This is a genomic window from Cupriavidus sp. H19C3 (assembly GCF_049393815.1).
GTDB lineage: Bacteria > Pseudomonadota > Gammaproteobacteria > Burkholderiales > Burkholderiaceae > Cupriavidus.
The window spans coordinates 2,372,602-2,399,411 of record NZ_CP184985.1 but is presented as its reverse complement, the minus strand read 5'-3'; the positions used below and the strand labels follow the sequence as shown (position 1 = coordinate 2,399,411).

General features: G+C 66.2%; 28 protein-coding genes. 21 read left to right on the top strand and 7 right to left on the bottom strand.

All coding sequences use genetic code 11. The features are described 5' to 3' along the window. Positions 1–7: 7 nt before the first annotated feature. Both DFLDMN_RS11140 and DFLDMN_RS11135 read left to right on the top strand, forming a co-directional pair. On the top strand, positions 8–700 hold the full coding sequence (locus DFLDMN_RS11140) for a LysE family transporter (RefSeq protein ID WP_423195022.1): 693 nt from the start codon (positions 8–10) through the stop codon (positions 698–700). Positions 701–771: 71 nt separating this feature from the next. Beyond that, complete coding sequence (locus DFLDMN_RS11135; RefSeq protein ID WP_423195021.1) at positions 772–933, top strand: hypothetical protein; 162 nt, start codon at positions 772–774, stop codon at positions 931–933. Positions 934–954: 21 nt separating this feature from the next. Here DFLDMN_RS11135 and DFLDMN_RS11130 read toward each other — a convergent pair whose 3' ends face one another. Continuing rightward, the gene (locus tag DFLDMN_RS11130) at positions 955–2,499 is read right to left on the bottom strand and encodes a YifB family Mg chelatase-like AAA ATPase (protein WP_423195020.1); all 1,545 of its coding nucleotides are present in this window, start codon (positions 2,497–2,499) and stop codon (positions 955–957) included. Between the two features lie 154 nt (positions 2,500–2,653). After that, on the bottom strand, positions 2,654–2,932 hold the full coding sequence (locus DFLDMN_RS11125) for an accessory factor UbiK family protein (RefSeq protein ID WP_423195019.1): 279 nt from the start codon (positions 2,930–2,932) through the stop codon (positions 2,654–2,656). Between the two features lie 520 nt (positions 2,933–3,452). Between DFLDMN_RS11125 and DFLDMN_RS11120 the strand changes: the two genes are divergently transcribed. The 10 genes from DFLDMN_RS11120 (at position 3,453) to bfr (ending at position 12,874) form a co-directional block, all read left to right on the top strand. After that, a complete protein-coding gene (locus DFLDMN_RS11120; protein WP_423195018.1) occupies positions 3,453–4,250 on the top strand; it encodes a TorF family putative porin in 798 nt (265 codons plus the stop codon). A gap of 53 nt (positions 4,251–4,303) precedes the next feature. Continuing rightward, positions 4,304–4,642, top strand: a complete 339-nt coding sequence (locus DFLDMN_RS11115) for a P-II family nitrogen regulator (RefSeq protein WP_109582230.1) — start codon at positions 4,304–4,306, stop codon at positions 4,640–4,642. A gap of 30 nt (positions 4,643–4,672) precedes the next feature. Next, a complete protein-coding gene (gene amt / locus DFLDMN_RS11110) occupies positions 4,673–6,196 on the top strand; it encodes an ammonium transporter (protein ID WP_423195017.1) in 1,524 nt (507 codons plus the stop codon). 592 nt (positions 6,197–6,788) lie between these two features. Next, the gene (gene gshA / locus DFLDMN_RS11105; protein WP_423195016.1) at positions 6,789–8,084 is read left to right on the top strand and encodes a glutamate--cysteine ligase; all 1,296 of its coding nucleotides are present in this window, start codon (positions 6,789–6,791) and stop codon (positions 8,082–8,084) included. A gap of 23 nt (positions 8,085–8,107) precedes the next feature. Further along, on the top strand, positions 8,108–9,064 hold the full coding sequence (gene gshB / locus DFLDMN_RS11100; RefSeq protein WP_423195015.1) for a glutathione synthase: 957 nt from the start codon (positions 8,108–8,110) through the stop codon (positions 9,062–9,064). 90 nt (positions 9,065–9,154) lie between these two features. After that, entirely contained in the window at positions 9,155–9,610 is a 456-nt protein-coding gene (locus tag DFLDMN_RS11095; protein WP_423195014.1) for a PTS sugar transporter subunit IIA, read from the top strand. Next, the gene (locus DFLDMN_RS11090) at positions 9,579–9,848 is read left to right on the top strand and encodes an HPr family phosphocarrier protein (RefSeq protein ID WP_423195013.1); all 270 of its coding nucleotides are present in this window, start codon (positions 9,579–9,581) and stop codon (positions 9,846–9,848) included. Before DFLDMN_RS11095 ends, DFLDMN_RS11090 begins: the two co-directional genes overlap by 32 nt. Positions 9,849–9,892: 44 nt before the next feature. Next, positions 9,893–11,653: a phosphoenolpyruvate--protein phosphotransferase gene (ptsP, locus tag DFLDMN_RS11085; protein ID WP_423195012.1), complete on the top strand. Its 1,761-nt coding sequence runs from the start codon at positions 9,893–9,895 to the stop codon at positions 11,651–11,653. A 221-nt stretch (positions 11,654–11,874) separates the two neighbouring features. Next, complete coding sequence (locus tag DFLDMN_RS11080; protein WP_423195011.1) at positions 11,875–12,183, top strand: (2Fe-2S)-binding protein; 309 nt, start codon at positions 11,875–11,877, stop codon at positions 12,181–12,183. 211 nt (positions 12,184–12,394) lie between these two features. Then, positions 12,395–12,874 carry a bacterioferritin gene (bfr, locus tag DFLDMN_RS11075; RefSeq protein WP_011296489.1) on the top strand — a complete coding sequence of 160 codons (480 nt, stop codon included), beginning with the start codon at positions 12,395–12,397 and terminating at the stop codon, positions 12,872–12,874. A gap of 237 nt (positions 12,875–13,111) precedes the next feature. Here the strand turns inward: bfr and DFLDMN_RS11070 are convergent, their stop codons facing one another. The 3 genes from DFLDMN_RS11070 to gpmA all read right to left on the bottom strand — a co-directional run bounded on the left by DFLDMN_RS11070 (position 13,112) and on the right by gpmA (position 16,506). After that, a complete protein-coding gene (locus tag DFLDMN_RS11070; protein WP_423195010.1) occupies positions 13,112–13,873 on the bottom strand; it encodes a HesA/MoeB/ThiF family protein in 762 nt (253 codons plus the stop codon). Positions 13,874–13,946: 73 nt separating this feature from the next. Beyond that, positions 13,947–15,557 carry a S41 family peptidase gene (locus tag DFLDMN_RS11065; protein WP_423195009.1) on the bottom strand — a complete coding sequence of 537 codons (1,611 nt, stop codon included), beginning with the start codon at positions 15,555–15,557 and terminating at the stop codon, positions 13,947–13,949. A gap of 202 nt (positions 15,558–15,759) precedes the next feature. Beyond that, complete coding sequence (gene gpmA / locus DFLDMN_RS11060) at positions 15,760–16,506, bottom strand: 2,3-diphosphoglycerate-dependent phosphoglycerate mutase (RefSeq protein ID WP_423195008.1); 747 nt, start codon at positions 16,504–16,506, stop codon at positions 15,760–15,762. A 148-nt stretch (positions 16,507–16,654) separates the two neighbouring features. On the opposite strand from gpmA, the gene DFLDMN_RS11055 reads away from it, so the two are divergent. The 5 genes from DFLDMN_RS11055 (at position 16,655) to DFLDMN_RS11035 (ending at position 20,474) form a co-directional block, all read left to right on the top strand. Continuing rightward, the gene (locus tag DFLDMN_RS11055) at positions 16,655–17,068 is read left to right on the top strand and encodes a rhodanese-like domain-containing protein (protein ID WP_423198384.1); all 414 of its coding nucleotides are present in this window, start codon (positions 16,655–16,657) and stop codon (positions 17,066–17,068) included. Positions 17,069–17,196: 128 nt separating this feature from the next. Next, positions 17,197–17,454, top strand: coding sequence for a glutaredoxin 3 (gene grxC / locus DFLDMN_RS11050; RefSeq protein WP_423195007.1), 258 nt, complete (start codon positions 17,197–17,199; stop codon positions 17,452–17,454). A gap of 290 nt (positions 17,455–17,744) precedes the next feature. Then, complete coding sequence (secB, locus tag DFLDMN_RS11045; RefSeq protein WP_423195006.1) at positions 17,745–18,266, top strand: protein-export chaperone SecB; 522 nt, start codon at positions 17,745–17,747, stop codon at positions 18,264–18,266. Between the two features lie 194 nt (positions 18,267–18,460). Continuing rightward, positions 18,461–19,489: an NAD(P)H-dependent glycerol-3-phosphate dehydrogenase gene (locus tag DFLDMN_RS11040; RefSeq protein ID WP_423195005.1), complete on the top strand. Its 1,029-nt coding sequence runs from the start codon at positions 18,461–18,463 to the stop codon at positions 19,487–19,489. Position 19,490: 1 nt separating this feature from the next. Next, positions 19,491–20,474 (top strand): Bug family tripartite tricarboxylate transporter substrate binding protein, encoded by a 984-nt coding sequence (locus DFLDMN_RS11035; protein WP_423195004.1) that lies wholly within the window; start codon positions 19,491–19,493, stop codon positions 20,472–20,474. 23 nt (positions 20,475–20,497) lie between these two features. Here the strand turns inward: DFLDMN_RS11035 and DFLDMN_RS11030 are convergent, their stop codons facing one another. Both DFLDMN_RS11030 and DFLDMN_RS11025 read right to left on the bottom strand, forming a co-directional pair. Then, positions 20,498–20,968 carry a tRNA (cytidine(34)-2'-O)-methyltransferase gene (locus DFLDMN_RS11030; protein WP_423195003.1) on the bottom strand — a complete coding sequence of 157 codons (471 nt, stop codon included), beginning with the start codon at positions 20,966–20,968 and terminating at the stop codon, positions 20,498–20,500. Between the two features lie 74 nt (positions 20,969–21,042). After that, a complete protein-coding gene (locus DFLDMN_RS11025) occupies positions 21,043–21,912 on the bottom strand; it encodes a ComF family protein (RefSeq protein ID WP_423195002.1) in 870 nt (289 codons plus the stop codon). On the opposite strand from DFLDMN_RS11025, the gene DFLDMN_RS11020 reads away from it, so the two are divergent. The 4 genes from DFLDMN_RS11020 (at position 21,901) to ctaD (ending at position 26,801) form a co-directional block, all read left to right on the top strand. After that, on the top strand, positions 21,901–22,836 hold the full coding sequence (locus DFLDMN_RS11020) for a methyltransferase domain-containing protein (RefSeq protein ID WP_423195001.1): 936 nt from the start codon (positions 21,901–21,903) through the stop codon (positions 22,834–22,836). The two genes, DFLDMN_RS11025 and DFLDMN_RS11020, sit on opposite strands and share 12 nt — an antisense overlap. 438 nt (positions 22,837–23,274) lie before the next feature. Next, the gene (locus tag DFLDMN_RS11015) at positions 23,275–23,787 is read left to right on the top strand and encodes a DUF2244 domain-containing protein (RefSeq protein ID WP_423198383.1); all 513 of its coding nucleotides are present in this window, start codon (positions 23,275–23,277) and stop codon (positions 23,785–23,787) included. A 67-nt stretch (positions 23,788–23,854) separates the two neighbouring features. Beyond that, positions 23,855–25,141: a cytochrome c oxidase subunit II gene (coxB, locus tag DFLDMN_RS11010; protein WP_423195000.1), complete on the top strand. Its 1,287-nt coding sequence runs from the start codon at positions 23,855–23,857 to the stop codon at positions 25,139–25,141. Positions 25,142–25,181: 40 nt separating this feature from the next. Beyond that, a complete protein-coding gene (gene ctaD, locus DFLDMN_RS11005) occupies positions 25,182–26,801 on the top strand; it encodes a cytochrome c oxidase subunit I (protein WP_423194999.1) in 1,620 nt (539 codons plus the stop codon). The last annotated feature ends 9 nt before the right edge of the window (positions 26,802–26,810 follow it).

Genomic DNA, 26,810 nt, shown 5'->3' with positions numbered 1-26,810 from the left:
GCTGCAAGTGCGTTGGGAAGTCTGGATTGCCTATTTCGCGGCCTGCTGGGTCATCGCGGTCTCGCCCGGGTCGGGTGCGGTGCTGTCGATGAGCCATGGCCTGTCCTACGGCGTGCGCCGCGCCACCACCACCATCCTGGGCCTGCAGGTCGGCCTGATCACGGTGCTGCTGATCGCCGGCGGCGGCCTCGGCGCGCTGCTGCTGGCGTCCGAGACCGCCTTCCTCGTGGTCAAGACCGTGGGCGCGCTCTACCTGATCTACCTCGGCATCCAGCAATGGCGCGCGAAGGTCGAGACCACGGGCGGTGCGAGCGGGGCGGCCGCCAGCGCCGACGGCAGCGGCGGCGGCAGCGGTGACGTCGTGGGCGGCATCGCGCGCGCGCCGCAAATGAGCGGCCGGCGCCGGTTTGCCACCGGGGTGCTGACCAACGCGACCAATCCCAAGGGCATCGTGTTCATGGTGGCGGTCCTGCCGCAATTCATCGATACCTCGCACGCCGTGGCACCGCAGCTCGCGATTCTGGCGCTGACCATGTCGGCAGTGGATATCGTCGTCATGCACGGCTACGCGCTGCTGGCCTCGCGCATGCAGGGCCTGTTCCGCAACGCGCGGGCCCTGCGGTGGCAGAACCGCTTCTTCGGCGGCGTCCTGATGGCGGTCGGCACCGCGCTGTTTTTCGTGCGCCGCCACCACGCCTGACCGTTGCACGGGTGGCGAAGGCTGCCCCGGTTTGCTTCAATGAGGAAAGACAAGGTTGCCAGGAGCGCCCGATGCGCAACGTCTTTCCTCTCCAGATTTCCCTCCACGCCCACCGCGAGCCCACGCCCGAGCCGCCGCCGCCCGGCGTGCCGCCCGACCTGCCGCCGATCGAGGAACCGCCGCCGCCGCCGGTGGAGCCGCCCGTGGCCGGTAACACGGAAAACAGGCGCTAGCCTGTATCAGCAACGGTCATATCACCGCTCCGGTCCCCGCAACGCGCGCCGATACTGGATCGCTTCGGCCACGTGTGCCAGGCCCAGGGTCTCGGCGCCGTCGAGGTCGGCGATGGTGCGCGCCACCTTCAGCACGCGGAAGTAGGCGCGCGCCGACCACGCCAGCTTGTGCATGGCGCCGCGCACCAGTGTCTGCGCCGCGTGGTCGAGCGGACAGTGGTTGTCGATCTCGCGCCCGGCCAGCTCGCTGTTGGGTTTGCCCTGTCGCGCCAGCTGGCGCTCGCGTGCCTGCAGCGCGCGCAGGCGCACCGGTTCGCTGGCCTCGCCTGGCGGGCCGTCGAGCATTTCGTCCTGGGATTGCGCGGGCACCTCGATCTGCAGGTCGATGCGGTCGAGCAGCGGGCCCGAGATGCGCGACTGATAGCGGCGGATCTGGTCGGGCGTGCAGCGGCAGGCCCGGTCCGGATGCCCGAGGTAGCCGCACGGGCACGGGTTCATTGCGGCGACGAACTGGAAGCGTGCGGGAAAGTCCGCCTGCGCGGCCGCGCGCGAGATCGTGATGCGGCCGGTTTCGAGCGGTTCGCGCAGGACTTCCAGTACGCGCCGCTGGAACTCCGGGAGCTCGTCGAGAAACAGCACACCGTGATGGGCCAGCGAAATCTCGCCGGGACGCGGATTGCCGCCGCCGCCCACGAGCGCCGGTGCCGAGGCGGTGTGATGCGGTGCGCGGAACGGGCGCCGGCCCCATAGCGCGGGCTCGAAGCCACCGGGGGACAGGCTCAGCACCGCCGCGGCCTCGAGCGCCTCCTGCTGCGTCATGGGCGGCAACAGCCCGGCAAAGCGCTGCGCCAGCATCGACTTGCCGGTGCCCGGCGGTCCCACCAGCAGCGCCGAATGCTGGCCGGCGGCGGCAATCTCCATCGCGCGCCGCGCCTGCAGTTGCCCCCGTACGTCGCGCAGGTCGGGGCCGGACTCCCCCTGCGCCGCCAGCCGCGGCGGCTGCGCCGGCCCTAGCTGCTGGTCCGGGCGGCGGCACAGATGCGCGCACACCTGCGGCAGCGTCGCGGCCGGATATACCGTCAACCCGTCGATCAGCGCCGCTTCCGGGCCGTTGCCCCGGGGCACGATAAACGCGCGCGCGGCGGCACCCATGCCGACGCGCAGATCATTGTCGCGCGCCAGTCCCATGGCCATCGCCAGCGCGCCGCGCACGGGGCGCAGTTCGCCCGAGAGCGAGAGCTCGCCGGCAAACTCGTAGTCGTCGAGTCCGTCGGGGGGCACCTGCCCGCTGGCGACCAGAATGCCGAGCGCGATGGCGAGGTCGAAGCGTCCCGACTCCTTGGGCAGGTCGGCCGGCGCCAGGTTGACGGTGATGCGCCGGCTGGGAAAATCGAAATCGCAATTGAGCAGCGCAGCGCGCACGCGCTCGCGGCTCTCGCGGACTTCCGTGTCGGCCAGGCCGACGATATTGAAGGCGGGCAACCCGTTGGCAAGGTGGATCTCCACCGATACCGGCGGTGCCTCGATGCCGGTAAGTGCGCGGCTGCGCAGGACGGCCAGGCTCATGCTTCCTCGTGTGCGGATGGGTGTCGGATGACGGATGCGGGCGTGCAACCGCCCGGGACGGCATCAAAACAACGAGGCCGCCGGAATACGGCGGCATCAAAAACAAAGGCCGCCGGAGTACGGCGGCCTTGGCGCGTGGAGGAAGCCGGCGGCGTCAGATGCCGTTGCCCGTCCCCGTCGTGGTGGAGCCACCCGCCGGCCCGAGCTTGCGCTCGAGTTCGGCCACGCGCGCCTCCAGTTCCTCTAATCGTGCGCGCGTGCGGGCCAGCACCTGCGATTGCACGTCGAACTCCTCGCGCGTCACCAGGTCGAGCCGGGCAAAGCCCTGGGCCATCATGCTGCGGACGTTCTTCTCGATGTCCTTGGCCGGCGAATTGCGCAGCGCTTCGCTGACCTTGCTCTGCAGATCGTTGAAGAGATCGGTCGGTTTCATGGCGAACTCCTAATCATTGTCGATATCGGTGGGGACCGCTCGCGGCACCTCCGCACCGCCTTGGTGCGAACGGTCGCGCCGTCGCTACCGCGCGGCCGGGTCGTGCACCCGCTTGGGGCGTGCCTACGCCCCTGGCCCGTGATCGCAGCCATCGGCTCGCGCGTCGCCTCGCCGCGCCCGCGGCGAGTCCGTCCCGGACACATCCAGGTCCCCGCATGACGCGGATTATGGCCCCTTGGCGCCCGCCATGAAAGCGTGGACAAGGCTTCGCTCACATCTTTTAACGCTTTTCCGACGCCACATCGGCGCGTGCCGTTCCGGCGCCAAGTGGTGTGCAGGCCGCCTGGATAGGCGCCCGACGGTGCGCCAGATGCGGGTTTTCGCGCACGGAACAGGCTGGCACGGCAGTTGCAGTAATGGAGCTCAGGAGCACCTGCCACAAAACAACAGCCGCCAAGGCGAACAAAACATAACAGCTGTACCCCGAGCCACGCAGACACAGGAAAAGGAGAAACCACCCATGAAGAAGTCGAGCCTCGCAGTCAGCGTCAGTGCGGTCCTCGCGAGCCTTGCCGCTTCCGCCGCGTTCGCCCAGAGCGCGCCGGAAGCCGCGGCTCCCGCCGCAGCGCCCGCCGAGGAAGCGTCGCCGCACACGTTTTCGGCAAACGTTTCGCTGGTGACCGACTACCGCTATCGCGGCATCAGCCAGACCAATCGGCGTCCGGCCATTCAGGGTGGCTTCGACTACTCGCATTCGAGCGGCTTCTATATCGGTAACTGGAACTCGAGCATCAGCTGGCTCGAGGACGCCGATTCGTCGGTGTCGGCGCCGGTGGAAATGGACTTCTACGGCGGCTTCAAGAACACCTTCAAGCTCTCGGATCTCGAGTTCAACTACGACGTGGGCGTGCTCGAGTACTACTACCCGGGCGGCTACACCACGACCCGCCCGTACACCACGGAACTCTATGCCGGCCTCGGCTGGGGCCCCGTGTTCCTCAAGTATTCGCACGCCGTCACCAACCTGTTCGGCTTCGATGACAGCAAGAACAGCTACTACATCGACCTCACCGCCAACGTCCCGCTCAACTTCTGGGACCTGACGCTGAACGCCCACGTGGGCTATCAGGGCGTGAAGCATTTCAGCGACGCCTCGTACACCGACTGGAAGATCGGCCTGACCAAGGACCTCGGCAAGGGCTTCTCGGTCGCGGTCGCATACATCGATACCAATGCCGACAAGACGGTCTACACGAACACCCGTGGCCGCTATGTGGGCAAGGCTACTGCCTGGGCATCCATCACGAAGACTTTCTAAACACGCATCAGGCCGGGCCGGGCCGGAGACGGCCCGCTCATAGGAGAAACCCGATGAAACTCATCATTGCAGTCATCAAGCCGTTCAAGCTCGACGAGGTGCGCGAAGCGCTCTCGGACGTCGGCGTGTCCGGTATCACGGTGACCGAAGTCAAGGGCTTCGGTCGCCAGAAGGGGCATACGGAGCTGTACCGGGGCGCCGAGTACATCGTCGACTTCCTTCCGAAAGTGAAGATCGAAGTCGCGGTACCCGACGACGTGGTCGATCGCGCCATCGAAGCCATCGAGAAGTCCGCCCGCACCGGCAAGATCGGTGACGGCAAGATCTTTATCGCGCCGATCGAACAGGTCATCCGCATCCGCACCGGCGAGACCGGTGGCGATGCCCTGTAAGACGAGACACAACGACAAGAGGTTAAGCATATGAAAACCTGGTTCAAGCGAATCCTGACAGCCGGCGCGATGACGCTGGCACTCGGCACGGCCGGACTCGGCCTGTCTACCCATGCCGTGGCGCAGGACAAGCCCGCCGCCGAGGCCTCCGCGCCGGCCGCGGCCGCCGCACCCGCCGCCGCGCCGGCCGCTGCCGCGGCACCGGCTGCGGCCGAAGCCGCACCGGCTGCAGCACCCGCGCCCACGCCCAACAAGGGCGACACCGCCTGGCTGCTGGTCTGCACGGCCTTCGTGATCCTGATGACATTGCCGGGCCTGGCCCTGTTCTACGGCGGCCTGGTGCGCTCCAAGAACATGTTGTCGGTCCTGATGCAGTGCCTGGTGATCTTCTCGCTGGTATCGATCCTGTGGGCCATCTACGGCTACAGCTTCGCGTTCACCGAAGGCAATGCGTTCTTCGGCGGCACGGACCGGCTGTTCATGAAGGGACTGACCGTCGATGCCGTCGGCGCGACCTTCAGCAAGGGCGTGGTGGTGCCGGAACTCGGCTTCTTCGCCTTCCAGTGCGCGTTCGCGGCCATCACCTGCGGCCTGATCATCGGCGCCTTCGCCGAGCGCGCCAAGTTCTCGGCCGTGCTGGTGTTCGTGATCCTGTGGTTCACGTTCTCGTACATCCCGATGGCCCACATGGTCTGGTTCTGGCCGGGTCCTGACGCCTACACCGACGCTGCTGCCGCGACTGCCGCAACGGCCAAGGCTGGCTGGCTGTTCCAGAAGGGCGCCCTCGACTACGCCGGCGGCACCGTGGTGCACATCAACGCGGCCGTGGCCGGTCTGGTAGGTGCCTTCATGTTCGGCAAGCGCATCGGCTTCGGCCGCGAAGCGATCCGTCCGCACAGCCTGACCTTCACCATGGTCGGCGCCTCGCTGCTGTGGTTCGGCTGGTTCGGCTTCAACGCCGGTTCGGGCCTGGAAGCCAACGGCGGTGCCGCCCTGGCCTTCGTCAACACGCTGCTGGCCACCTGCGCCGCCGTGCTGGCCTGGACCTTCGGTGAATGGGTGGGCAAGGGCAAGCCGTCGATGCTGGGCGGTGCCTCGGGTGCCGTGGCTGGCCTGGTGGCCATCACCCCGGCAGCCGGCTTCGTCGGCCCGATGGGTTCGATCGTGATGGGTCTGATCGCCGGCCTGCTGTGCCTGTGGGGTGTTACCGGCCTCAAGCGCATGCTCGGCATGGACGACTCGCTCGACGTGTTTGGCGTGCACGGCGTGGGCGGTATCGTCGGTGCGTTGCTGACGGGCGTGTTCGCGGCCCCGAGCCTCGGTGGCGTGGGCATCTACGATTACGTCGCCAACAAGGTGGCGGACGACTACTCGATCGCCGGCCAGGTCTGGATCCAGTTCGAAGGCGTGCTGACCACCGTGGTGTGGTCGGGCATCGTCGCCCTGGTGGCCTACAAGCTGGTAGACATGCTGATTGGCCTGCGCGTGCCGGAAGAGGAAGAGCGCGAAGGCCTGGACATTACCTCGCACGGCGAAACCGCTTACGAGGTGTGATCCACGACAGTGTTGTGCTGGAGAGCTGATTGGGAATCTTCTCTCAGGAGTTTTGCCCGGCCTTGTGCCGGGCTTTTTCTTTTACGCGACAGCTTGAAACGGCCACATGAAAAGGCGCCATGCCAGTCCCCGCAAAGGCTCGCCAAGATTTCGCAAAGTGCTTAAATCCGATCTTAAAAAGGTTCAATTGTGTTTGGGGTGGCGCGCACATACAGTGCCAGTGAGGCAGTTTCCTCCACCTGCAGAACGCTCCCCGTATCTGTCAGGCCATTTGAAAGCGCGGCGCTCGCCGCGCTTTTTTTTTGCCTCTTTTCCGGCATGTTCACTCACCCGGAATTTGCCCGGTTCTTGTCGGTTGTTGCCATTCTTTTATGCAGCACGGCCTTCATGACAACCCGCCCCGCGCGCGCTCCCAGGTGTCCACGGGGATCACCCTGCGCCAACCATCACTATTTGAATTTGCACGCTTCATCCCCATATCCGATTACCCTGACGCTGACGCGGGCATATCATCATGCGAACCGCGTCTGCAGCCTATTGGCCGTTCCTCTACAATCGGGGCGGACAATAAAGACGATCAATTAGGATGGATATGGTCCCGCATCTCATCACCGCTCTCAACGGTCCACTGCTCGAACTGGAAAAAAAGATCCTGGACGCCACACCGTCCATCGAGCGCTGGTTCCGCCTGGAGTGGCAGGAACATACCCCGCCGTTCTATTGTTCGGTGGACCTGCGCAATGCCGGCTTCAAGCTGGCGCCGGTCGACACCAACCTGTTTCCGGGCGGCTTCAACAACCTCGCCCCCGAGATGTTGCCGCTGGCCGTCCAGGCCGCGATGGCGGCAATCGAGAAGATCTGCCCCGACGCCAAGAACCTGCTGCTGATCCCGGAACGCCACACGCGCAACATGTTCTACCTGCAGAACGTGGCGCGGCTGTCGCTGATCATGCGCCAGGCCGGCCTCAACGTGCGCCTGGGATCGCTCTCCGAAGACATTACCGAACCGACCCCGATCGAGCTGCCGGACGGGCAGACGCTCGTGGTGGAGCCGCTCGCGCGCCTGGGCACCAAGGGCCGCCGGCTGGGCCTGAAGGACTTCGATCCCTGTTCGATCCTGCTCAATAACGATCTTTCGGCCGGCATTCCGCCCGTGCTGGAGAATCTCAACGAGCAATACCTGCTGCCGCCGCTGCACGCAGGCTGGTCGACGCGCCGCAAGAGCAGCCACTTCGCCGCCTACGACGAGGTGGCCAAGAAGTTCGCGCGGCTGATCGATATCGACCCCTGGATGGTCAATCCGTACTTCGCCCGCACCACCGGCGTGGATTTCCACGAGCGCGTGGGCGAGGAGGAACTGGCCGACGCCGTCGAGGGCGTGCTCAAGAAGATCGCCAAGAAGTACCGCGAGTACGGCATCAAGGAGACTCCGTACGTGGTGGTCAAGGCCGATGCGGGCACCTATGGCATGGGCATCATGACCGTGCGCGACCCGTCGGAGGTCAAGGGCCTGAACCGCAAGGAACGCAACAAGATGAGCGTCGTGAAGGAAGGCCTTGAGGTCAGCGACGTCATCATCCAGGAGGGCGTGCATACCTTCGAGAAGGTCAACGAGGCGGTGGCCGAGCCCGTGGTCTATATGATCGACCGCTATGTGGTGGGCGGTTTCTACCGCGTGCACACGGGCCGCGGCAACGACGAGAACCTCAATGCGCCGGGCATGCACTTCGTGCCGCTGGCGTTCGCCCCGAACGGCATTCCGGACAGCCACGCCAAGCCTGGCGCGGCGGTGCCCAACCGCTTCTACATGTACGGTGTGGTGGCGCGCCTGGCGCTGCTGGCGGCCTCGCTCGAACTCGAGAAGACCGACCCGAACCCGATCCTCTGAGCGAACTCCGAAACGATCCTTTCATGCGCATTCTCTTCATCACCGATCCGCTCGAGACCTTCAAGACCTACAAGGACTCCACCTACGCGATGATGACCAAGGCGGCGTCGCGCGGGCACGAGCTGTTCTTCTGCCTGCAGTCGCAGCTGTCGCTGGTCGAGAATGTGGTCGAGGCGACCGTGCGCCCGCTCACGATCCGGGACGATCCGCACGACTGGTTCGGCCTGGACGAGCCCGCCCGGTTGCCGCTGGCCACGTTCGACGCGGTGCTGATGCGCAAGGATCCGCCGTTCGACATGGAATATGTCACCAGCACCTGGATGCTGGAGCTGGCGGAGGCGCAGGGCGCGCGGGTCTTCAACAAGCCGCGCGCGATCCGCGATCATTCCGAGAAGCTGGCGATCGGCCAGTACCCGCAGTTCATCACGCCGACGCTGGTCACGCGCGATATCGATCGCATCCGCACGTTCCACGCCGAGCATGGCGACATCATCGTCAAGCCCCTCGACGGCATGGGCGGCATGGGCATCTTCCGTGTGGGTCCGGACGGCATGAATCTCGGCTCGATCGTCGAGACGCTCGGCGAGAACGGTACGCGCACGCTGATGGTCCAGCGCTTCATCCCCGCCATCAAGGACGGCGACAAGCGCGTGCTGCTGATCGGCGGCAAGCCGGTGCCGTACTCGCTCGCGCGTATTCCGCAGGGCGGCGAGGTACGTGGCAACCTGGCCGCCGGCGGTCTCGGCCGCGCGCAAGAATTGAGCGCGCGCGATCGCGAAATCGCCGAGACGCTGGCCCCGGGCCTGTGGCAGCAGGGCCTGTTGCTGGTCGGCCTCGATGTGATCGGCGACTACCTGACCGAAGTCAATGTGACGAGCCCGACCTGTTTTCAGGAAATCACGCAGCAGACCGGCTTCGACGTGGCTGGCATGTTCATCGATGCCCTGGAAGCGGCCGTCGCGGAGAGTCACCGACGCTAGCGCGCCACAGCGCCACGGTTGTTGGGCAAAGCCCGGATTTGGGTGAATGGGTGCCTGCTACAATTCCGGCATCCCAACGCATTCACCACCATGGCAGGAATCCTGATCATCGCGCACGCCCCGCTGGCTTCGGCGCTGCGCGAATGCGCTGCCCACGTCTACTGCGGCCAGCCCCAGCGGCTTGAGGCCATCGACGTCATTCCGGATGCCGATCCCGCTGCCGTGCTGGCTGAAGCGCGCCGCCGTCTGTCCGCTGTCTGCGAGGACAACGGCGCGCTCGTCCTGACCGATATTTTCGGTGCCACCCCCGCCAACATCGCCGCGCGCCTGGCCGAGCCGGGCCGCGTGAAGGTGCTGGCCGGCGTCAACCTGCCGATGCTCGTGCGTGCGATCTGCTATCGCGCCGAGAAGCTCGACCAGCTTGCCACCAAGGCGCTGGCGGGCGGCGCGCAGGGCGTGCTGCAGGTCGGCGCCACCACCGTCCAGAACCAACAAGCCAACCATCCCGATAAATATGCTGCAGAGGGACACCACCATCATCAATAAGCTCGGGCTGCATGCCCGCGCCTCTGCCAAGCTCACCCAGCTGGCGGGGAGTTTTTCAAGCCAGGTCAGGATGTCTCGTAACGGACGCCAGGTCGACGCCAAGAGCATCATGGGAGTGATGATGCTGGCGGCGGGTATCGGCTCGACGGTCACGATCGAGACCGACGGTCCCGACGAGCAGGAGGCGATGGACGCGCTGCTCGGGCTCATCGCCAATCGCTTCGGCGAGGGCGAGTAAGGCTGGCGCAAGCCTTTTTCTAAACGTTCCTGACGGAGCGGGTCATGCCCTTTGCCTTGCACGGCATTCCGGTTTCGCGTGGGGTCGCCATCGGGCGCGCCCATATCCTGGCGCCCGCGGCGCTCGACGTCTCGCATTACCTGGTCGATGAGGACCGGCTCGATGCCGAGGTCGAACGGCTACGTACCGCGCGTGCCGCCGTACGCGCCGAACTCGCCGCGCTCAAGCGCGACCTGCCGCGCGACGCGCCCGAGGAAATGGGCGCCTTTCTCGACGTCCATGCCATGATCCTCGACGACGAGGCGTTGTCGCAGGAGCCGGAACACCTGATCCGCACGCGGCGCTACAACGCCGAGTGGGCGTTGACCACGCGCCTCGAGGAACTGATGCGTCAGTTCGACGAAATCGAGGACGAATACCTGCGCGAGCGCAAGGCCGATATCGAGCAGGTGGTCGAGCGCATCCTCAAGGTGCTCGCCGGCGCCCCCGTGCTCGCGCCGGCGCCGGTGCCCGTGCTCGCCCCCGATGGCGAACCCGCGCCGGGCGTGATCGTCGTCGCGCACGATATCGCGCCGGCGGACATGCTGCAGTTCCGCCATACCGTGTTCCAGGGCTTCGTCACCGATCTGGGCGGGCGCACCTCGCATACCGCCATCGTCGCGCGCAGCCTCGACATTCCCGCCGCGGTGGGCGTCAAGGCCGCCAGCGAGCTGATTCGCCAGGACGACTGGATCATCATCGATGGCGATGCGGGCCTCGTGATCGTCGATCCGTCGCCGATCATCCTGGAAGAGTATCGCCATCGACAGAGCGAGCGCGCGCTGGAGAAGAAGCGCCTGCAGCGACTGCGCCATACGCCGGCCGTGACGCTGGACGGGCTCGAGATCGAACTGCTCGCCAATATCGAGATGGCCGAGGATGCCAATGCGGCGCTCGCCGCCGGCGCGGTGGGCGTGGGCCTGTTCCGTTCCGAATTCCTGTTCATGAACCGCCGTGACGAGCTGCCGGGCGAGGACGAACAGTTCGCCGCCTACCGTGCGGCGGTGGAGGCCATGCATGGCCTGCCGGTGACCATCCGCACCATCGACATCGGCGCCGACAAGCCGCTCGACAGTCGTGCCGAGGATTTCGAGACCGCACCGAACCCCGCCCTCGGGCTGCGCGCGATCCGCTGGTCGCTGTCCGAGCCGGCGATGTTCCTGACCCAGCTGCGCGCGCTGTTGCGCGCGTCGGCCTTCGGGCCGGTGCGGCTGCTGATTCCGATGCTCGCGCATGCGAGCGAGATCGACCAGACGCTGGACCTGATCGCCCAGGCCAGGCGGCAGCTAGACGACCGCGGCCAGCCCTACGATCCGGGCGTCAAGGTCGGCGCCATGATCGAGATTCCGGCGGCGGTGCTGCTGCTGCCGCTGTTCCTGCGCCGCATGGACTTCCTTTCGATCGGCACCAACGATCTGATCCAGTACACGCTGGCCATCGACCGTGCCGACAACGCGGTTGCCCATCTCTACGATCCGCTGCACCCGGCGGTGCTGCAACTGGTGGCGCGCACCATCCGCGAGGCCAACCGGGCCGGCGTGCCCGTGGCGGTGTGCGGCGAGATGGCGGGCGATCCCGCCATGACGCGGCTGCTGCTCGGCATGGGCCTGCGCGAGTTCTCGATGCATCCGTCCCAGCTGCTGCGCGTCAAGCAGGAGGTGATCCATGCGGACTGCGAAAGGCTCGGCCCGCTGGTGGACGAGGTCCTCAACGCTTACGAGCCCGACGAACTGGCCGCATCGCTGCGGCGCCTCGCTCAACCCTGATGCATACAGGGTTTTTGGCGGAATTGTGATGTTGTGGGCGCCACTTTCGCGGCGGAAGTGGCCCGCCCGCCGCGCCTCATTTCGCTTATCCCCCATGCGCTTAATGGGAATTGTTATCATTTTCGATATCTGATAAGCTGCCGTACATCGCGTGGGCATGCCGGTGCCCCGCAGCCGAAGTTGCCCGAAGTTGCCCCGAAGTTGCCCCCGAGGAGTGTGTTGTGTACGTCTGCATCTGCAACCAGGTCACTGATCACGAGATTCATGGCGCTGCGCATCTCGGCGTTGCCACGCTCGATGAGCTCGCCGAAACCCTCGGTGTTGGCACCTGCTGCGGACGCTGCCGCGACTGCGCGCAACAAGTCCTGAGCGAGGGCGTCGCCGCGGTGCGCAACCTCTCCACCGTTCCGGCCGTCGCGACCATCCAGGTGGTCGAGATTTCTTCCTGTTCCGCCGCCAGCTCGCGTGCCATAATGGACACTCGGGACCCGGCAGTCGCGAACGACCAGCGCAGCGAGCTGGTTGCCTGATTCGAATTTGCGTGCAATGTGATGCGCGCCCTCGGACGAAATGTCCGCGGCGCGCTTTGTCACATGGTTCATATGGTCTTCATATGATGCGCGGGGTTCGCATCCGGTGGGTTCGCATCCATTCTTCAGACTGCACGGGGCGTCTTTTGACGCCCCGTCGTGTTTTTGCGCGGGCCCTGGCACACCAGCACCCTAGTAACCGGAGCCCTGAATGAAAGGTGACAAGAAGGTCATCCAGCATCTGAATGCCCAGCTCAAGAACGAGCTGACGGCGATCAACCAGTATTTCCTGCACGCCCGCATGTATCGCCACTGGGGCCTCAAGAAGCTCGGCGACGTGGAGTACAAGGAATCGATCGGCGAAATGAAGCATGCCGACCGCCTGATCGACCGCATCCTGATGCTGGACGGGCTGCCCAACCTCCAGGACCTGCACAAGCTGCTGCTCGGCGAAGATACGCCGGAGATGCTCAAGTGCGACCTGAAGCTGGAGCAGACCGCCCACGCCACCGTCAAGGAAGGCATTGCGTACTGCGAGTCGGTCGGCGATTACGTCAGCCGCGAGATCCTGGTCGATATCCTCACGGACACCGAGGAACACATCGAATACCTGGAGACGCAGCTGGACCTGATCGACAAGGTCGGCCTGCAGAACTACCTGCAATCGCAGATGGAGCCGGGCGAGCAGTAAGCGCGCGACGCCCTGGGTACCGCCAGCCGTTGACCGCCACGCGCGCGGCGGCCGGCGCCCCGCGTGATGCCAACCGGCATCACCATTTCGTTTGAGTCCGTGCAGTAACCGTTCTCATTCGGATTCTTGTCTCCATCCAGCTACCGGGCGGCCCGCGGTCCGCTCCCCCGTGAGGGTCCCCGGTGGCGATGCGAGGCACGCTCATCCCCGCCGTGACCGCCTCATGCCTGCGCCGACTCAGGCCTGCGCGCGCCCGTGCCCGCACACCTCGCAATCGGGCGTGCGCGCGAGCCGCATCTCGGTCCATTCCATCGTCAACGCATTGACCATCAGCAGCCGTGCCGCGAGCGGCTGGCCGACGCCGGCCAACAGCTTGAGCGCTTCCGCGGCCTGTACCGTACCGATCATGCCGACCAGCGGCGCGAACACGCCCATGGTCGCACAGGCGGCCTCGCTGGCCGGTTCCGACGGCGGAAACAGGCACGCATAGCACGGCGCCTCGGGCTGGCGCAGATCGTACACGCTGACCTGGCCGTCAAAGCGCAGGGCCGCGCCGGAAACCAGCGGCACACGCTGCGCAACGCAGGCCCGGTTGACGGCCTGGCGCGTGGCAAAGTTGTCGCAGCAATCGAGCACGACGTCGGCCTGCGCCACCAGCGGCGCGAGTTCGGCATCGCCCACCCGTTGCCGGACCACCTGGATATCGAGATCGGGATTGATGCGTAGCATGGCCTCGCGCGCCGATTCCACCTTGGGCCGTCCGACGTTGGCGGTGGTATGCACGATCTGGCGCTGCAGGTTGGTCAGGTCGACGTCGTCGTCGTCCACCAGCGTGATATGGCCGACACCGGCAGAGGCCAGATAGGGCAGGGCGGCCGCGCCGAGCCCGCCAGCCCCGATCACCAGGGCATGGGCCGCGAGCAGCGTCTCCTGACCCTCGATACCGAATTCGTCCAGCAGGATATGGCGCGAATAGCGCAGCAGTTGATCGTCGTTCATGGCGCAGCAAACAAAAACGGCCCGCTGTCGTGCAACCGCGGGCCGTTGTCGGTAAGGACGTAACGCGTACCGTTTAGCGCGCCTTGCCCGTCGGCGTACCGAGCGGTTCGCCAACCGGCGCGCTGGCGGGCGGTTGCGCCGGCTTGGCCGGTGCGGTGCCCTTGGTGGCGGGCTTGGCGCTCTTGCCGGCATCCGATGCCTTGCCGCTGTCCGCCTTGGTGTCCGGCTTGCCGGCCACCTGAGCCATCTCCAGACGCGACTTCGAGCGCTTGACCGGCTGGCCGGTCAGCTGCGCCACCGCCTGCTGGAGCATGAAGTCGTCGGTCGAGCCGAATTCCACCGGCTTCTTGCGGCGTTCCTTTTCGCGCTCTTCCGGCGTCTTCTTGGCGTTTTCTTCCTCCAGGCGACGCAGTTCCTCCACGCGGCGCTGCTCGCGCTCGTTCATTTCCGGCTCTTCCGATTCCTGCTTGTTGTGCAGGTGGCGCTCGGTATCGATCTCGCGCGTAATCAGCGCGTCGTCGGGATCGCCTTCCGGATTCTGGTCGACCGGAATATCCGGGCGGATACCCTTGGCCTGAATCGACTTGCCGCTCGGCGTGTAGTAGTACGCGATGGTCAGCTTGATGCCGGTGTCATTGGTCAGCGGACGCACAGTCTGCACCGAGCCCTTGCCGAACGTGGTCTTGCCCATGATCAGCGCGCGATGGTGGTCCTGCAGCGCGCCGGCCACGATCTCCGATGCGGACGCCGAGTAGGCGTTGGTCAGCACCACCATCGGAATCTTCTTGAACAGCGGCGGCAGGTCCTTGAGCGGATCGTCCTCGAGCGAAGACAGTCGATAGTTGTTGTACGTCGCCTTGTAGACGCGCTTGGCATCGGGCACCTGGCCGTTGGTGGACACCACCGTGGCATCCTCGGGCAGGAAGGCCGCGGCCACGCCGACGGCGCCCTGCAGCACACCGCCGCCGTTGTTGCGCAGATCGAGAACCACACCCTTCAGGTTGGGGTCCTTCTGGGCCATTTCCTTGAGCTTGCGGCCCAGGTCGGCCACCGTGCGTTCCTGGAAGCTGGTCAGGCGCACCCAGCCGATATCGTGGTCGAGCAGCTTGGTCTTGACCGACTGCACGCGAATCTCGGCGCGCGTGATCGAGACCGGGAACGTGCGTTCCTCGCTCTTGCGGTAGATGGTCAGCGTGACCTTGGTGCCGGGCTCGCCGCGCATGCGCTTGACCGCCTGTTCCAGCGGCAGGCCGCGCACGGGCTTGTCGTCGATACGCGTGATCAGGTCGCCCGGCTGGATGCCGGCGCGGAACGCGGGCGTGTCCTCGATCGGGTTGATCACCTTGACCAGCCCTTCTTCCTGCGAGATCTCGATGCCGAGGCCGGCAAAGCGGCCACGCGTCCCTTCCTGCAGTTCCTTGAAGTCCTTCTCGTCCAGGTACGCCGAGTGCGGATCGAGGCTGGCAACCATGCCCTTGACGGCTTCGGTCAGCAGCTTCTTGTCGTCGACCGGCTCCACGTACTCGCGCTTGATCTGCCCGAAGATATCGGCCATCAGCCGCAGTTGGTCGAGCGGTAGCGGTCCTGACGAATTCTGGGCCGTCGCCGAGATTTGCAACGTGGCCAGCACGCCGGCAACCACGCCGACTGAGACGAGGCTAATGTTCTTGAGCGTCTTACGCATGAGGGCAGCCTGAACGGGTGAGGATTTTTGCCTGGTGGAATCCGGTACCGGCGCGCAAGGCGGGCCCGGGACCGGATTTGTCCGACAGTATAAGAGCGAGCGGGAAAAAAGACCTGCGCGTCACGGCGTTACGGTGGGCACGGCCACATATTGCCGTGGCCGCGCGCGTTACCCGGATGCCGCCGGCCAGCCCGCGTCGCCGTCAGCGGGCCTTGCCCTGGTTGGCCACGGCGGCCAGCGAGGCGGCGATGGCCTCGGGATCGCCGAGGTAGTAATGGCGCAGCGGGCGGAGCTCGGCGTCCAGCTCGTAGACGAGCGGGGTGCCGTTGGGAATGTTGAGGCCGACGATGTCGTCATCCGAAACCTGGTCGAGATACTTCACCAGCGCGCGGATGCTGTTGCCGTGGGCGGCAATGACCACGCGCTTGCCCGATTTGATGTCCGGAGCAATCGATTCGTTCCATAGCGGCATCACGCGCGCCACCGTGTCCTTGAGGCACTCGGTCAGGGGAATCTGCTCGCGCGGCACCTGGGCGTAGCGCGGATCGTTGTACGAGGCACGCTCGTCGCCGGGCTCCAGCGCGGGCGGCGGCGTGTCGTAGCTGCGGCGCCAGACCAGCACCTGGGCATCGCCGAACCTGGCCGCGGTCTCGGCCTTGTTGAGGCCGGCCAGCGCGCCATAGTGGCGTTCGTTGAGGCGCCATTCGTTGCGCACCGGGATCCACATCAGGTCCATTTCGTCCTGCACATGCCACAGCGTGCGGATGGCCCGCTTGAGCACCGAGGTATAGGCCAGGTCGAAGGTCAGGCCCGCTTCCTTGAGCAGCTTGCCGGCCTGCCGGGCCTGGGCCGCGCCCGTTTCGGTGAGGTCGACGTCGACCCAGCCGGTGAAGCGGTTTTCGAGATTCCACGTTGATTCGCCGTGGCGGATGAGAACGAGCTTGTACATGCTGCTTCCAGGGAGTAGGTAACCTGCGGCGCATAAGACACCCGGGGACGGCGCCCGGACAGCCGTGGTCCGGGGCCAACAAAATCGGGCGTGGCGCGAAACCGCGTATTTTATAATGCCGCCGACCCAACCCAACGGAATTGCCAACGTGAATTTCTTCGCCGACTACAACAACCTGGCCCTGATCGCGATCGCCGTGGTCTCGGGCGGCCTGCTGGCCTGGCCCGCGATCGTCCGCGGAACGGCCGGCAAGAGCGTCAACACGAGCGCCGCCACGCAGCTGATCAACAAACGCAATGCCGTGGCCGTGGACATCCGCGACGCCGCCGAATATGCCAAGGGCCACCTGCCGCAGGCGAAGAGCGCGCCGCTTGGCGATCTGGCGAGCCGCGCCCCGGGCCTGGCCAAGGACAAGGCCGTGCCCATCATCGTGATCAGCCAGACCGGCCAGAACTCGGGCAAGGCGCAAGCAGCATTGAAAGAAGCAGGTTACAGTGAGGTCTACGCGCTCGAGGGCGGCATGGCCGCCTGGCAGCAGGCCGGTCTGCCTGTCGTCAAGTAAGACGGGTAAGACTGGCAGGACGGGTGGCACCGGGAATCTCGGCGTCACCCGACTTCAATTTTGCAGTCACGGCGCGGATTGCCCCTGGCATCCGCGCCGTTGCATTTCAGGACAAGAGGAGAATTCGCATGGCCCGCGTCGTCATGTACAGCACCGTGGTTTGCCCCTACTGCCAGATGGCCGAGCGCCTGCTGCGCCAGCGCGGGGTAGAGACGATCGAGAAGATCATGATCGACCGGGAGGCCGGCAAGCGCGAGGAGATGATGACCCGCACCGGCCGCCGCACCGTGCCGCAGATCTATATCGACGACACCCACGTGGGCGGCTTCGACGATCTCTCGGCGCTCGACCGCAAGGGCGGGCTGGAGCCGCTGCTCGCGGCCTGAGTGGGCGCAGGCGCGCCCACCTGCCGCGGCCGCACGTGCCGCAGCCCGGACGCGCCGCATGGTCAGGCCACCATGCCGGGTGGCAAGGCGCGACCATGACGTCATGGAATTCTGATTCCGCCGTGATCGGGTGAATTCGACACCCGCGTCATGTACCATATGCGCTTTCTCGACGGGGCCCAGGCCCGCGCATGCGCGCGCCGGGCCCCGTTGACCCGACCTTCAACGGTTCGCCGCGGATCCGCACGGATGCCCGGCGGATTCTTCACCGCCCAACCCGGAAGCCTCACATGAGCGACCAGCAACAAGCTACCCAGCAGGACGACCAGCCCTTCTTCAACATTCAGCGCGTGTACCTGAAGGACATGTCGCTGGAGCAGCCCAACTCGCCGCAGATCTTCCTGGAATCGGAAGCGCCGGCGGTGGAAGTGCAGGTCAACGTGGCCGCCGCCCAGCTGCAGGAAGGCATCTTCGAAGTGGTGGTCACCGGTACCGTGACGACCAAGGTCCAGGACAAGGTGGCGTTCCTGGTGGAAGCGCACCAGGCCGGTATCTTCGATATCCGCAACGTCCCGATGGAGCAGCTCGATCCGCTGCTCGGCATCGCCTGCCCGACCATCCTGTACCCGTACCTGCGCGGCAATATCGCCGACGTGATCACGCGTGCAGGCTTCCAGGCCATCCACCTGTCGGAAATCAACTTCCAGGCGCTCTACGAGCAACGCCTGCAGGCCGCCATGCAGGAAGCCGGCGCCCAGGGCAACGGCGAATCCGGCATCGTGATGCCGGATGGCAGCCAGGCGCGCCACTAAGTTGCGCCACCAAGTTGCGCCACCAAGTCGCGCCACGCATCCGCTTCATTGAGCGGTATCAGTGAGCGTCGTCCTTGAGCGTCGTCGCTGAACGTCGTCGCTGAGCGACGTCACCGAGTGCGCCACCAGACCGCGCGTACAGGCGTGCAAGACGAACGGGGCCGCGGCCCCGTTTTCACTTTCCGGAGGGCGTCATGAAACTGACCATCCTGGGTGCCGGTGCCTGGGGTACCGCGCTCGCGAGCCATGCGGCCAGCACCCATGACGTGGTGCTGTGGGGGCGCGATGCCGCGCAGATATCGGCGATGGCGGCGAGCGGCGTCAACGCTGGCTACCTGCCTGGCCTTGCGCTGTCTCCGCGCCTCGCCTACGAGTCCGATTTCGCGCGCGCGCTGGCGCATGCGGCCACCGATCCCAATGGACTGGTGGTCGTCGCGACCCCGGTGTCGGGCCTGCGTGAGACCACGCGCCACCTGCGCACCACGGCGGGCGGTGCCCTCACCATGCTGTGGTTGTGCAAGGGCTTCGAGTCCGGTACCAATGCCATGCCGCACCAGATGGTGCGCGAGGAGCTGGATGCGCTCGGTGGCGCGGCCACGATCGACTACGGCGTGCTGACCGGCCCCAGCTTTGCGCGCGAAGTCGCACAGGGTCTGCCGTGCGCGCTCACCGTGGCCGGCACCGCGCCGAGCGTGGCCGAGCGCGCCCAGGCCGCGTTCCATCATCACGCCATGCGCATCTACCGTAGCGACGACCTCATCGGCGTGGAGGTGGGCGGCGCGGTCAAGAACGTGCTGGCCATCGCCACGGGGGCCAGCGATGGCCTCGGGCTGGGACTCAATGCGCGCGCCGCGCTGGTCACGCGTGGGCTGGCGGAGATGACGCGGCTTGGCATCGCGCTTGGCGGGCGGCTCGAGACGTTTATGGGCCTGGCCGGTGTGGGCGACCTGATCCTGACCGCGACCGGCGACCTGTCGCGCAATCGCCGGGTCGGGCAACAGCTGGCCGCGGGCCGGACGCTTGCACAGATCCTGGCCGACCTCGGCCATGTGGCCGAAGGCGTGCGCTGTGCCCAGGCGGTGGCCGCCCTGGCCGCCAGCCATGGCGTCGACATGCCGATCACGCGCGCGGTCTGCGCCGTGCTCTTCGACGGGCTCGGCGTCGCCGATGCCGTCAGCCAACTGCTCCAGCGCGACGCGCGCGACGAATCTCCGCTGCATTGATATGACCATGTCCCGACGCGGCGCCTTGGGCGCCCTTGCTGCAACCGCGCTGGCCGGTTGGGCTCCCCACGTGTTCGCCCAGCAGTCCTGGCCCTCGCGACCGATCCGCATGATCGTGCCGTTTCCGGCGGGTTCGTCGCCGGACCTGATCGCGCGCATCCTGACCGACAAGCTGGCCGCGGTGCTGGGCCAGCCGTTCGTGATCGAAAACCATCCGGGCGCGGGCGGCAATATCGGCACCGGCCAGGTCGCACATGCGGCGCCGGATGGATACACGCTGCTGTTCACCATCAACGGTCCGCTGGTCACCGCGCCCACGCTATGGCGCCACCTCAACTACGATCCGGTGCGGCAACTGGCGCCGGTATCGCTGGTCGCCACCTCACCCAACGTGCTGGTGGTCGATGCGCGCCTGCCGGTGCGCACGTTGCAGGAGTTTGTCGCGCTCGCGCGGTCCCGGCCCGGGGCGATGAACTACGGTTCGGTCGGCAACGGCAGCGCCGCGCACCTGGCCATGGAGCAGTTGAAGGCGATGGCCGGCATCGACTTGCAGCACATTCCCTACCCGGGCTTTCCGCAGGTGACCACCGCCATCGTGGGTGGCCAGGTACAGGCCGGCTTCATGGTGCCGGCGATTGCGATGCCGCAGGTGCAGTCGGGCAAGCTGCGCGTGCTGGCCGTGACCACCACGGGCCGCACCTCGTTGCTGCCGTCGGTGCCGACCGTCGCGGAGTCGGGCTATCCCGGCTTCGAGGCCATCTCCTGGCAGGCGGTACTGGCGCCGGCCGGCACACCCGCGCCAATCATCGATCGCCTCTACCGCGAGCTGGTGGCTATCATCGGCAGCGAGGATGTTCGCGCGAAGATGCGTGCCCAGTATTTCGTGCCGGCCGGCACCGCGCCGGCATCGTTGCGGCAGACCATGGCGACGGAGAAGGCGCGCTGGGACAAGGTCATCCATCTGGCCCACGTGCAGCCGGAATAGCGGCGGGCGGTGTCACGTGGCGGCTACGCGCCGCCAGCAAAGCCGTTCTGCCGCCAGGCCTCGAACACCACCACCGCGACCGTATTGGAGAGGTTGAGGCTGCGGTTATGCGGCCGCATCGGCAGGCGAATGCGCTGCGCCGGCGGAAACCATTCGCGCCGTTCGGGCGCGAGGCCGCGCGTTTCCGAGCCGAACACGAACCAGTCGCCGGGCCGGAAGCCGACCTCGCCGAACGGCGTGGAGCCGTGCGTGGTCAGCGCGAACATGCGTTCGGGGTCGGGCTGCTCGCTTGCCATCAGCGCGTCCCAGTTCTCGTGCACGCGCATGGTTGCAAACTCGTGATAGTCGAGCCCCGCCCGGCGCATGCGCGCGTCCTCGAGCGGAAAACCGAGCGGTTTGACCAGATGCAACTGCGCGCCCGTGTTGGCGCACAGGCGGATCACATTGCCGGTATTGGGTGGAATCTCGGGTTCGACGAGAACGACGTGGAACATGGCGCGGGGACGATGCGGGCGGAAAACGGTGCGGAGCTTACCACTGGCGCGCCCCCCCGGGGCGCCGCGTCGGCTCAGGGGGTGCGCAACGCGGGCAGCACGGTCACGCGGGCGGCGCCATGCGCCTTGAGTACGAGCGCGGCTTCGCGCAGCGTCGCACCGGTGGTCATTACGTCGTCGACGATGCCGACATGACGGCCCGCCAGCGTGGTGGTGCGCGTCATGGTCAGTGCCCCGTGCAGGTTGGCCTGGCGCGCCGCGAGGTCCAGCACGCGCTGCGAGACCGTATCGCGCCGGCGCGCGAGCAGCGTGGCGTCGGCCGCCACGCCCAGCAGGCGCGCCAGCGGGCGGGCGATTTCCCAGGCCTGGTTGAAGCCGCGCGTGGCCAGCCGCTGCGGCGACAGCGGCACCGGCACCAGCAGGTCGGGCAGCGCCATGGCGCTGCCCGCGACGCGAGCCGCCAGGGCTTCGGCAAACCAGCGCGCCAGCGGCAGGGCGGCGCCCGCCTTGAGCGCCAGCACGAGTTGATCCTGCGGTGCGGCGTAGTCGCCCACGGTGCAAGCCGCGTCGATCGGCGTGGGCGCTGCCATGCAGGCGTCGCACGGACGGCCGCGCGGGGTACGGAGCGCGCATTGCGGACAGCGCGCCACCGTAGCCAGCAGGTCGTCGGCGCAGCCGGCGCAGACCACTTCGGCCTGGACCACGCCGCATAGTGCGCAGGCCGACGGCAGCAGCGTATGCCAGAGCCGTTGCGTGGAGAGCCACCCGCGGGCCCACCGCAGGGGCCAGCCGCGGGACAGGCGCAGCCGCTCGGCACCTGTGCCGGCGCGATGCCGGGCTCCCGCGTATACTTGCGGTCCCGTCGTGCCTGGCCGGAGTGGTTTCGGTCGGGTGCCGCTCTCCTGTCGCTTTTCGCCGCGTTCGAATTCGTCGTGTCCTTGCATGCCGCTTCCCCTGATGCCTGGTTGCCGCCCGCGCGGCTGACCCGCCTTGCCTTCGACCGGCGTAGCGCCGGCTTTGGCCAGCTCGATTTCCTGCTCGGCGAGATCGGCCGGCGCATGCAGGAACGCATGGAAGTGATCCGGCTCGCGCCGCACCGCGCGCTCGATCTCGGCTGCGGCCACGGCCAGGGACTGGCCGCCCTGCGGGCGCGCTTTCCCGATGCACAGATTGCCGGGCTCGATATCTCGGGCGCGATGCTGCGCGCGGCCGGCCAGCGCGATCCGCAGCGCCAGCCCGGCTGGCTGGGCCGCATGCTCGGCAAGCGGCCGGTGTTCGACCTGATCCAGGGCGATCTTGCCACATTGCCGTTTGGCGATGCGAGCTTCGACCTGCTCTGGTCCAATCTCGCGCTGCACTGGCATCCCGAGCCGCACCAGGTGTTTCCCGAGTGGCACCGCGTCACGCGCGACGAGGGCCTGGTGCTGTTCTCGCTGTTCGGCCCCGACACGCTGCGCGAGTTGCGCGACGCGTTTGCCGAGGTCGACCTGGACGCCCATACCCTGCGCTTTGTCGACATGCACGACATCGGCGACATGCTGGTCCACGGCGGTTGGTCCACGCCGGTCATGGACATGGAGACGCTGACCATCACGTACGAGTCGCCCGCCAACCTGCTGCGCGAAGTCAGCGCCTTCGGCGGCTTCCGCCGCCCGGCGCCGGTGGGGCTGCGCGGCCGGCGCTGGCACGCGGCGGTGCTGGCCGCGCTCGAGCGGCGCCGTAACGCGGAGGGCGTGATCCCGCTGACCTTCGAGATCGTCTACGGGCATGCCTGGAAACTGGCGCCACGCGAGCGCCAGGCCACCGATGCCGAGGGCCGGGCCGTGGTGCCTGTCGACAAGATCGGCCGCGCCCGACCACGGCGCTGAGCGCGCGCCACACGGTCACCGATTGTCGGTCGACGATACCGCCGCATCGATTGCGTTGACTATCGCGCCACGGTCCGTCATGCACAAAAACTTGGCGAACGCAAGCCAGCCGCGCACGCCCCGGCCTTGTTTGAGTATGCGAAGCGCCATATAATGCGCCAGTTTGTCGCAGTGGTCCCCTGGCACAATATCGCCCCTGGGTTTGCACGTTACGCAGTTAGCAAGTGTCCGTAAGAGGTTCACAACTGAGGCGTAGTGCGTTGCTACATCGCGCAATACGTCTTCGCTGGGTCCCGCTTCCGCCATGCCGCCGCAATCGCTGGCCATCGATGCCAGCCATGTGCGCCCGCCATGCGCCGGAAATACGAGCACATCGCGTGCGTGCCTCCACAGGAGCGCAATCGTCCCGGGCGTGCATCCGATGCAGAGTGGTTGGCGATGCAAGACTTGGGTATCGCATTCCAGACGGCAGTAGGTGACACCGGCGGAAATCACGACGGACGTCCCCCCTTGCCTGACAACGACTGGCTGATGAAGCGAAATTGCTCGCTCTCTCCCCGCCAGGTCGGCTGGTTCTACTTCTCCATCGCATGTCTATCGATTGCCATCGCGCTGTTTTTCGCGTGGCGAGGGACCTGGCTCGTGCTGCCATTTGCCGGGCTGGAGCTGCTGGGGCTGGGGATTGCCCTGCTGGCGCACGCGCGGCATGCGACGGATTATGAGCGCGTCCGTCTGACCGACGGCATGCTGGTCGTGGAGACAGCCAGCGCCAGTCGGGTGACGCGTGAAGAATTCAACCCGCGCTGGGTGCGGGTCGAACTGGGTGAATCGTTCCGGGCGCTGGTGGTCTTGCGGTCGGGCAAGCGTGTCGTGCGGGTGGGGTGTCATCTGGACCCGTATCGGCGGCGCAAGTTCGCGCAGGAACTCGCGGCGGCCCTGCTACACGTCTGAAGTCGATGGACGCGGCGCAGGGTGTCAGTGGGGACAGATTTGAATCTGTAAATTGGGTAGATAACAAATGAAAATGTGGAAGAAGGCATCCGCAGCATGTCTGGCAGGGATGTCCCTGCTTGCCAGCCAGGCGGCCTCCGCGGTCGGTGACATGCCGGGCGGTCCCGCCGTCCGTCAGTTGAACCTGACCGAACCCGTTACAAAAATCGCCGAACAGATTCATTGGCTGAACTGGATGATGCTCATCATCTGCACGGTGATCTTCGTCGCCGTGTTCAGCGTGATGTTCTATTCCATCTTCACGCACCGGAAGGCCAAGGGTGCCAAGGCGGCATCGTTCCACGAGAGCATCACGGTGGAAGTGGTCTGGACCATCGTGCCGTTCCTGATCGTGATCGCGATGGCGCTGCCGGCCACCAAGACCGTGGTCGCGATGAAGGACACCACCAACTCCGACATCACCATCAAGGCCACCGGCTACCAGTGGAAGTGGGGGTACGACTACCTCAAGGGCGAGGGCGAAGGCATCTCGTTCGTGTCCACGCTCACCACGCCGCGCGAGCAGATCAACAACGAGAAGCCGAAGTCCGATACCTACCTGATGGAGGTGGACAACGAGCTCGTGGTGCCGGTCAACAAGAAGATCCGCATCGTCACCACCGCCAACGACGTGATCCACGCGTGGATGATTCCCGCTTTCGGCGTCAAGCAGGACGCGATTCCGGGCTTCGTGCGCGACACCTGGTTCCGCGCCGAGAAGACCGGCGTGTATCGCGGTCAGTGCGCCGAACTGTGCGGCAAGGAACATGCGTTCATGCCGATCGTGGTGCGCGTGGTGTCCGACGCCGACTACACCAAGTGGGTCGACGACAAGAAAAAGGCAATGGCCGCCGCGGCGGACGATCCCAACAAGACCTGGACCCTCGACGAAATGAAGGTGCGCGGCGAGAAGGTCTACCTGGCCAACTGCGCGGTCTGCCACCAGCCGAACGGCAAGGGCGGCGGCGCGTTCCCGGCGCTCGACGGTTCCAAGATCGTCAACGGGCCGAAGGCCGGCCAGATGCATATCCTGCTGGAAGGCAAGGGCGGCATGCCGTCGTGGAAGCAGCTCTCCGATACCGAGCTGGCCGCGGCCATGACGTTCACGCGTAACAGCTGGGGCAACAAGACCGGTGAGGTGATTCAGCCGGCAGACTTTGTGAACGCGCGCGCGGGCAAGTTCCCGGAAGGCGGGGGTGCACCCCAGGCCGCCAGCGGCGACGCCGCGCCGAAGGCGCAGGCGGCACCCGCCACCGGCAACGCCAACGCAAACGACAGGCAGGCCAGCCTCGCGGGCAACCGCGTGGCCGGCTGACCCGCGCACGTCCGCATTCAGGAATTCAGGAGTCAACGCGATGAGTACCGCTACCCCGGAGACGCTGGGTCATCCGCACGACCACACGCATGACCATGGCCACGATGATCACGCCCACGATCATCCGCATGGCTGGCGTCGCTGGCTGTTCGCCACCAACCACAAGGACATCGGTACGCTGTACCTGCTGTTCTCGTTCACCATGCTGCTGTCGGGCGGCGTGCTGGCGCTGCTGATCCGCCTCGAGCTGTTCGAGCCGGGCCTGCAGTTCTTCCGCCCCGAACTGTTCAACCAGTTCACCACGATGCACGGCCTGATCATGGTGTTCGGCGCGATCATGCCGGCCTTCGTCGGCTTCGCCAACTGGATGATCCCGCTGCAGATCGGCGCCTCGGACATGGCGTTCGCGCGCATGAACAACTTCAGCTTCTGGCTGATGCCGCCCGCCGCGCTGCTGCTCGCCCTGTCGTTCTTCGCGCCGGGCGGGGCCACCGCCGCCGGCTGGACGCTGTACGCGCCGCTGTCGGTGCAGATGGGCCCGGGCATGGACATGGCGATCTTCGCCATGCACATCATGGGCGCATCGTCGATCATGGGTTCCATCAACATCATCGTGACCATCCTCAACATGCGCGCCCCCGGGATGACGCTGATGAAGATGCCGATGTTCTGCTGGACCTGGCTGATCACCGCCTACCTGCTGATCGCCGTGATGCCGGTGCTGGCCGGCGCGATCACGATGGTCCTGACCGACCGCCACTTCGGCACGAGCTTCTTCTCGGCCGCCGGCGGCGGCGACCCGGTCATGTACCAGCACATCTTCTGGTTCTTCGGCCACCCCGAGGTCTACATCATGATCCTGCCCGCGTTCGGGATCATCTCGCAGGTGGTGCCGGCCTTCGCGCGCAAGCGCCTGTTCGGCTACAGCTCGATGGTGTACGCCACGGCATCGATCGCGATCCTGTCGTTCATCGTGTGGGCCCACCACATGTTCACCACGGGCATGCCGGTGACCGGCCAGCTGTTCTTCATGTACGCGACCATGCTGATCGCGGTGCCGACGGCCGTGAAGATCTTCAACTGGATCGCCACCATGTGGCGCGGCTCGATGACGTTCGAGACGCCGATGCTGTTCGCCATCGGCTTCATCTTCGTGTTCACGATCGGCGGCTTTACCGGCCTGATGCCGGCCGTGGCGCCGATCGACATCCAGCTGCAGGACACCTACTTCATCGTCGCGCACTTCCACTACGTGCTGGTGGCGGGCTCCCTGTTCGCGCTGTTCGCGGGCTTCTACTACTGGGGGCCGAAGTGGAGCGGGTTCATGTACAACGAGACGCGCGGCCAGATCCATTTCTGGGGCTCGCTGATCTTCTTCAACGTGACCTTCTTCCCGATGCACTTCCTGGGGCTGGCCGGCATGCCGCGTCGCTATGCCGACTACGCCGTGCAGTTCGCCGACTTCAACGCGGTTGCCTCGATCGGTGCGCTCGGCTTTGGCCTGATGCAGGTGTACTTCTTCTTCTTCGTGGTGCTGCCGTCGTACCGCGGTGGCGAGAAGGCTGCCGACAAGCCGTGGGAAGGTGCCGAAGGCCTCGAGTGGACCGTGCCGTCGCCGGCGCCGTTCCATACGTTCGAAGAGCCGCCGCTGGTCAAGTAAGACGCAGGT